Source organism: Bhargavaea beijingensis, assembly GCF_900101985.1.
GTDB classification, from domain to species: domain Bacteria; phylum Bacillota; class Bacilli; order Bacillales_A; family Planococcaceae; genus Bhargavaea; species Bhargavaea beijingensis.
This window is the reverse complement of record NZ_FNAR01000038.1, coordinates 1-6,759: the sequence shown is the minus strand read 5'-3', so window position 1 is coordinate 6,759 and position 6,759 is coordinate 1. Positions and strand designations below refer to the sequence as shown.

At 48.1% G+C, this 6,759-nt stretch carries 4 protein-coding genes and 1 pseudogene; all 5 read right to left on the bottom strand.

Annotation, left to right across the window (positions count from 1 at the left end; translation table 11 throughout):
• Positions 1-146 (bottom strand): annotated as a pseudogene (locus BLT01_RS14890) (pyridoxamine 5'-phosphate oxidase family protein); the annotation flags it as partial.
• 115 nt (positions 147-261) lie between these two features.
• A complete protein-coding gene (locus tag BLT01_RS14885) occupies positions 262-1,845 on the bottom strand; it encodes an OPT/YSL family transporter (RefSeq protein ID WP_092099114.1) in 1,584 nt (527 codons plus the stop codon).
• A gap of 25 nt (positions 1,846-1,870) precedes the next feature.
• Complete coding sequence (locus tag BLT01_RS14880) at positions 1,871-2,656, bottom strand: IclR family transcriptional regulator (protein ID WP_092099112.1); 786 nt, start codon at positions 2,654-2,656, stop codon at positions 1,871-1,873.
• On the bottom strand, positions 2,646-4,355 hold the full coding sequence (locus BLT01_RS14875; protein WP_092099110.1) for a hydantoinase B/oxoprolinase family protein: 1,710 nt from the start codon (positions 4,353-4,355) through the stop codon (positions 2,646-2,648). Before BLT01_RS14875 ends, BLT01_RS14880 begins: the two co-directional genes overlap by 11 nt.
• Positions 4,352-6,397, bottom strand: coding sequence for a hydantoinase/oxoprolinase family protein (locus tag BLT01_RS14870; RefSeq protein WP_092099107.1), 2,046 nt, complete (start codon positions 6,395-6,397; stop codon positions 4,352-4,354). Before BLT01_RS14870 ends, BLT01_RS14875 begins: the two co-directional genes overlap by 4 nt.
• Positions 6,398-6,759: the final 362 nt, after the last annotated feature.

Below are 6,759 nucleotides of genomic sequence, written 5' to 3'. Positions count from 1 at the left end.
TTCTCGTAGGCTTTGCTCCAGAGCTCCTTTTTCTTGGCCATGTCCTCGACGATTTCGGCCCGTCCCCGGACGGAGACATAGGATTTGCCGGCGTAAGCGACGTTGACGTCTTTGTTATCGGTTTCTTTTTTGATGAAGAACCAGAGAAAAACGTTCAGTATCCCTTGTCCCTTTAATCTAATTCCCGCTCCCCGTCATTAACTAGAAAACCATATGATCTTATCACTCGGTGTCCCATCACTTGGACATCAAATCTTATGCTCACTTCCCAATCTTCAAAATAGAGTTAAAGAAACTATAAATCGCATCACCTGCAATGACTCCCGCTGCCATGATGGTCATGTGTTGCTCATACTTAGCCGCCTTACTCCTTAGAATGCTAAAGCGGATTAGGATTCCTGTTAAAACTGCCCAGCCAGCAAGCGGAGACGTTAGAAGTAGCCCAGTAGCAAATAGAATACCCATCTGCCGTCTGGAACCTCCGATTAACTGAAGCAGGGCACCGGGGATTGCCCAGATCATGAGTTGCTTGGCGACTTCATTGGATATACCTGATTCAATTGTTGCAGCATAGACCTTATCAACCGGCGGAATCAGCCCTTGATCAAAGTAAGACTGGAAAGAGAAAAGAACAACGATAGCTGCTACGAAAAATCCGACATAGGCTGCATAAAGTTGCTGTTTTCTTCCTTGTAGTTCAAACTCTTGGTTCTCGCCGTTTCCGCGGAGCATATAACCAGTCTTGAAGTCGTAACCCATATCCGCAAATGCGACGCCGGTACAAGCACTGAAACCGACAAGAAGAACAAGTGCTTCCGGGGGAAAACCAATGAGGATTCCCAAGATTAGTGTGATCAGAGCTACAGCAAATGCCGGGAACCAGCCTGCATGCATAGCGGCAATACCTACGATTAATTCATGGGCGAACGCCGCAATGGTGGCATACAACAGGAACAGGACAAACATGCCGGGTGACAGATCTGCATAAAGTCCGCCGGCAATGGCGAGAAACAGCGAGATAATGAGAAACACAACAAACCCCAGTCCGAACGCCTGGCCGAATTCTTTACCGGTTTTTGTATAGCTTTCTTCCTGTTTTTCTGTCTTCTTCTTTTTGAAAATCAGCACGATAATCTGAATGAGTGTGACAATCCCCGCTCCGATCATAAATCCATGGGGAATATAATAGTCGTTAATATCTACTCCGAAAATCGGGACTGAATATCCGCGCAGCAGCAGACCAATTCCGAACATGCTGAGTGCCCAGATGTTACCGATGAACGCGACACCAAAAGCGGACATCGGAATCTTCAAGATAGAACCGACAATACCTATGGCAATGCCGCCCAGCAAGAACTTGGCCCTATTTCCCCCTTCATCCCCCGCTTTAATCGCTTCCGCTGTGGCTACGCCTGGCGGCCAGGTTCCTTTAGCCGGAAAGACTTTCGTATCGAACATTTTATATAGAATATACGCATCTACAATCATCGCCACTGCTACCCCGATGAAAAGAGGGGTGATCAGGTGTTCCATCCCCATTACATAAGGAACACCAATAGGCAGGATCAGGCTGCTTGCAGCCCCGAAGGTAGCAGCAGAAATCGACGTTTGGACTAAGTTCTGGCTATGAACCGATTTAAATTTCACAAGTGCTTTCAACGGTATTCTTGCCAAAATCATAGCAAAAACCGCTCCAACAATTGATGTGTTGGCGGAAATGCCTAGTGACGTGATGAGCTGCACACCGATAATTCCGCCCAGAATCGACAATCCGACCATCACAATGAGCAGTGAAGGCGTAAATATCGTCGGGTGTTTGGACTCTGTCCGATCTCTGCTTACCATTACGGTTTCCCCCTAGTAGTTCTGATTAATAAAAGCTACCAAACCGATCCATATATTGTTGAATAACCCGCCCTTTGTTCAACACCTTTTCCGCGTGCTCCTGAACAATTTCGTCCGGCATTCTGTAGACAGGCCCTGCAATAGTTAGTGAACCAACCACGTCCCGCCTCGTATTAAAGAGTGGAACGGCAATCCCTAAGACCGCCTCCGAGAACTCCCCTTTTGTCACACACACACCGGAATCCCGGATTGCATCCAGGTCACGAAGAAGCGCATCCCTTTCTGTTACCGTCTTCGATGTAAATGCCTGAAGCGATTCAGGGAGAATATTGATTTGTTCCTCCCTGTCCATAAAAGCCAGAATCACTTTGCATGATGCTCCTGCATGAAGTGGCGTCCGGGTTCCGATTGACACATTGAATTTAATCGGACGTTCGCATTCCACGATTTCCACTGTCACGCCCTTATCCCCATCCCTCAAAGTCAAAAAGGCAGTCTCCCCGACTTCATCGACCAACTCATGCATGACCGGAACGACGAATTCCGAGAGCTTCATTCGTTGCTTGACCACACTTGTGAACTCCAGAATCTTTAGGCCCAGTTCATATTCCTTGGTCAGCGGATTCTGCCTGAGGTATCCCCATTCCTCAAATGTCTTCAATATCCGGTGCAGTACGGTATGATTCATATCCATCTTTTTGGATAGCTCACGGAGTCCCCAAGTCGGCGTTTCCAATGTAAATTCCGCCAGAACCGACAATGCATTGTCCAGCGTCTTCAAGGTTGTCGTCCCACGCTGCTTATCTTCCATATTGCTTAAACTCGTCTTCCGAAAGCTGATAAACCGTTTTGGCCTGTTCAGCTGTGATATAGCCATTCTTCAGGTCAGATTTGACCCATTCAGGATTCCGGTTCTCCGGTGGCCCATAACCCCCGCCTGTGGCGGTAACCAGCTGTACTTTATCACCGCGGTTCAGCCGCAGCCTTGTCGCCACGCCGAACGGCCCTTCAACTTCCCCGTTTTTCCGGTTTACTCTGAGGTAACTGGAAGAACCGTCCTGTCCCCCTTTCATTCCCCACGGTTTAAAGCGGTGCCTTCCGAAGCTTGCAGTCATTTCCTGCCCATCACTTAGCACTTCATATTCTCGAATCACTCCGGAACCTCCGTTGAATGTCCCCGCTCCGGCACCATCACAACGGAGCCGGTAATCAGATACCCGGACTCCATAACGGGCCTCGGCAATTTCTACCGGCATGTTATACGTCTCACCGTTACCCATGCAAAACTGTCCGCGCTGACCGTCCATTTCGTCACCGGCGCCCCATCCCCCAAGAGTTGGTTCTACAATCAGGAACCGTTCACCCGTATCAGGATGTGAGCCTGTCAGAAGGAAGGAGCAAACAGATAGCAGGTGGCCGGCCGTCAGCCTGTCCGGCAGTTCCGGCGCGAGTGCCTTCCAGATGAGTTCAGCTCCTCCCATCCGTGCTTCAAAGTTCATGGATACAGGAGATGGCCTCTCAGCGGAAACAATTGAACCTGGATCAGTAATGACTTTGAGTGGCTTGAATAGTCCTTCGTTGACGTTAAATTGCGGACGAAGAATAGCCAGAAACATCACCCGCACACTTGCCAATAGCCCAAAATACGAGCAGTTCACCGGATTCATGACCTGAGGGTGAGACCCCCGAAAATCGCAGATGAACTCGTTATCTGTGATGGTTACTTTCAACCTGATCGGGTATGGCCCCCCCTTGTTTGGATCCCCCTCGATAAAGTCTTCCGCTTCAAACGTTCCTTTTGGCAACTTGGAAAGCTCGTTCATTGAGTATTGTTCTGCCTGGATGATGAGTTTTTCCATCGCACCGGTGACCACTTGGCGTTCATACTTCAGGCAAAGTTCGCGGACACGCTTTTCGCCTGTTTTAAGTGCTGCGACCTGCGCCCACATATCCCCCAATGACATATCCGGCAACCGGACGTTTACACCAATCAATTCCACAATGGCCTTGTTCAGTTCACCGCGCTGGTATAGCTTAATCCCGGGGAACTGCAGGCCCTCCTGATAAATCTCCGTAGAGTCATTGGTAAAAGAACCCGGGTCTTTTCCGCCAAGCTCAGTCCAGTGCCCTTTGTTGGCCGAAAAGGCGACCAGCTCACCCTCATGATAAATCGGCATCACCAGACCCACATCGGATAGGTGTGATCCTCCGCCGACATATGGGTCATTGATCAGGATGATATCTCCTTCTTCCAGACCTTCTCCATCCTCATACTTCTCGAGTACGTGCTGAACCATCGGGCTGAGCATGCCTATAAAACTCGTCACGCCATTGCCCTGACTGATCAGGTTGCCGTTTTTATCTGTCAGGCCGCAAGCATAATCCAGCACTTCATAAAACATCGGACTCATCGATGTCCTCGCCAGCGCATGAAACATTTCTTCCCCGATTGACATGAGGGAATCTTTGATAACTTCGAGGACAAATGGGCTAATTGTTGACTTTGTCATTTTTCATCCCCCGTTTCGATAATCAGGTTCCCATATGGATCTACCTGCAGCTGCTGACCGCTTATCAAAAGTGTGGAAGTATTGGGTTCTTCCACGATTGCAGGACCATCGACCGTAAAACCGGCACCCAAGGACTCCCGGTCATAAACACGGACTTCCGTCCATCCACCATCCCGGAAATAAACATTCCTCACTTCTTTCGGTTTGCTATTGGGCTCACGATGCGCTTCAACCCTGGAAAGGACGGGCTTATTCACTTTCCCCAGGCCGACCAGATGCAAGTTCACCATTTCAATCTCATTTTCTTTCAAGTGGAAGCTATAAGCCTTTTCATGGGCATCATGAAATTCAGACTTAATGTCTTGAAATTGCCGTTCATCTAAGATGCCGCTTGGAAGCGGGAGCTGAACGCTATGTTCCTGCCCGACATATCGGAAGTCCGCGTATCTGGTAAACACGACACGGGACTGCTCCATACCTTCCTGGTTAAATTGCCTCATGGACTCAGTTTCCATCTCTGACAATGTCTCATTGAGTTCCCCAAGATCGATGCCTTGCAGATTGCGGTTGTATGTACGGATGTCATCATGACGAAGGTCGGTCATCAGCATTCCCCATGCCGAAAATACAGACGCGGCATTTGGGACAATGATCTTTTTGACACCGAGTTCTTTGGCCAGCTCAGCTGCATGCATCGGCCCCCCTCCACCGAAAGCAACGAGAGTGAACTCTTGAGGATCGTATCCTTTCCTGACAGAAACCAGTTTCAGGGCATTCAGCATATTGGAATTTGCGATATCGATGATTCCCATCGCCCCATCTTCAGTCGGTGTTTGGAAAGGGTCCGCCACATATCGGTTTATCGCTTGTGTGACCTCGTCCATATTTACCGGATTCTCAAAATTCTTCTCTGAGAGCCGGCCCAAGTATAGATTTGCGTCTGTTGTCGTCGGTTGCTTTCCTCCATTTCCATAGGCTACGGGTCCTGGCATAGCGCCTGCGGATTGCGGCCCGACTTTAAGGGAACCAAGCTCATCGATCCAGGCAATCGAACCGCCTCCATTGCCGATCTCCACTATGTCCACTACAGGTACCTTCACCGGATATCCCGCAGTTTTCTCCGTTTTCTCAATGTAGTAATTGGTGGTAACCTTGACTTCGCCATTCGCAATTAATGAACACTTCGCAGTTGTTCCACCGATATCGAACGCGATGATATTCTTCTCGCCAATCATTTCACCCAGCATGGCTGCACCAAAAATACCGGCCACCGGTCCGGATTCCACCATATGGATTGGAACGTCTTTGGCATGACCAAAAGTTGTGACCCCGCCGTTGGATTGCATAATATAGCGGTTGTCCGTCACTCCCAGCCTATCGAGCCTGCCCGCCAGACGATCTATGTACTGCTCCCCAATCGGTTTGACATAAGCATTCAATACTGTCGTGTTTGTGCGCTCATATTCCCTCCATTCTTTAATAATTTCACTGGAAACTGTAACAGAGACTTCAGGCCACGCTTCCAGAATCAATTGCTTGGTTTCTATTTCATGAGTGGGGTTGAGGTAAGCATGTAAGTAACAAACCGCAATGGCTTCCACCTTTTCTTCTTTGAAATAATCGAGGGCTTGTAAGATATCCTCTCTGGACAGTCCCGTTATAACATTTCCTTTTACATCCAGACGTTCACGAACTTCTCTTCTTAAATGCCGTTCCACAAAAGGTTTGGGTTTCTGAAAACGGAAATTGTAAAGATCCGGTCTGTTTCCCCTTCCTATTTCAAGGATATCCCGTGTGCCCGCGGTTGTTAGTAAGCCTACTTTTACGCCAGTTCTCTCGGTCAACGTATTAATGACAACAGTCGACCCGTGAATAAACATGTCAATTTCATCTGAGGAGAGCCCACTTTTTTCAATGACATCGATGACACCGCTTTCAAAATTGGAAGGAGTCGTATTCGCCTTTGCATACCCGATTAGTCCTTCATGGTCAACATAGACCAAATCAGTGAAAGTACCCCCAATATCCGTTGCAACGCGCAAGATGAATTCCCCCTTTGAAGTGGTTCTAAAATAGAACCGCTGGTTCTATGGCAGGTCAATATTATTAGTCTATTCTGAAATTGTCAACATGGATTTTATTTTTTTCTGAATTTAAAGGATGATTAGTCCTGATAAACAAGTTAAAGCAGAGATAAAAATTTAAAAGCGCCAGCTCCTTTTCCCTGTGTATTTAAGATTTAGTTTTTGACTCAACTGCTCGCCCCAAAAAGAAAAAGCAACCGCGTGGGCTGCCTTTAATACAACTCATTCACTTATCCAATTCCAACGTCTCATTAATCTCCGCTGACTCCGCATCCTTCCCCGTCATCCGCTTGTACATGAACGCGATGTTCTTGATCAGG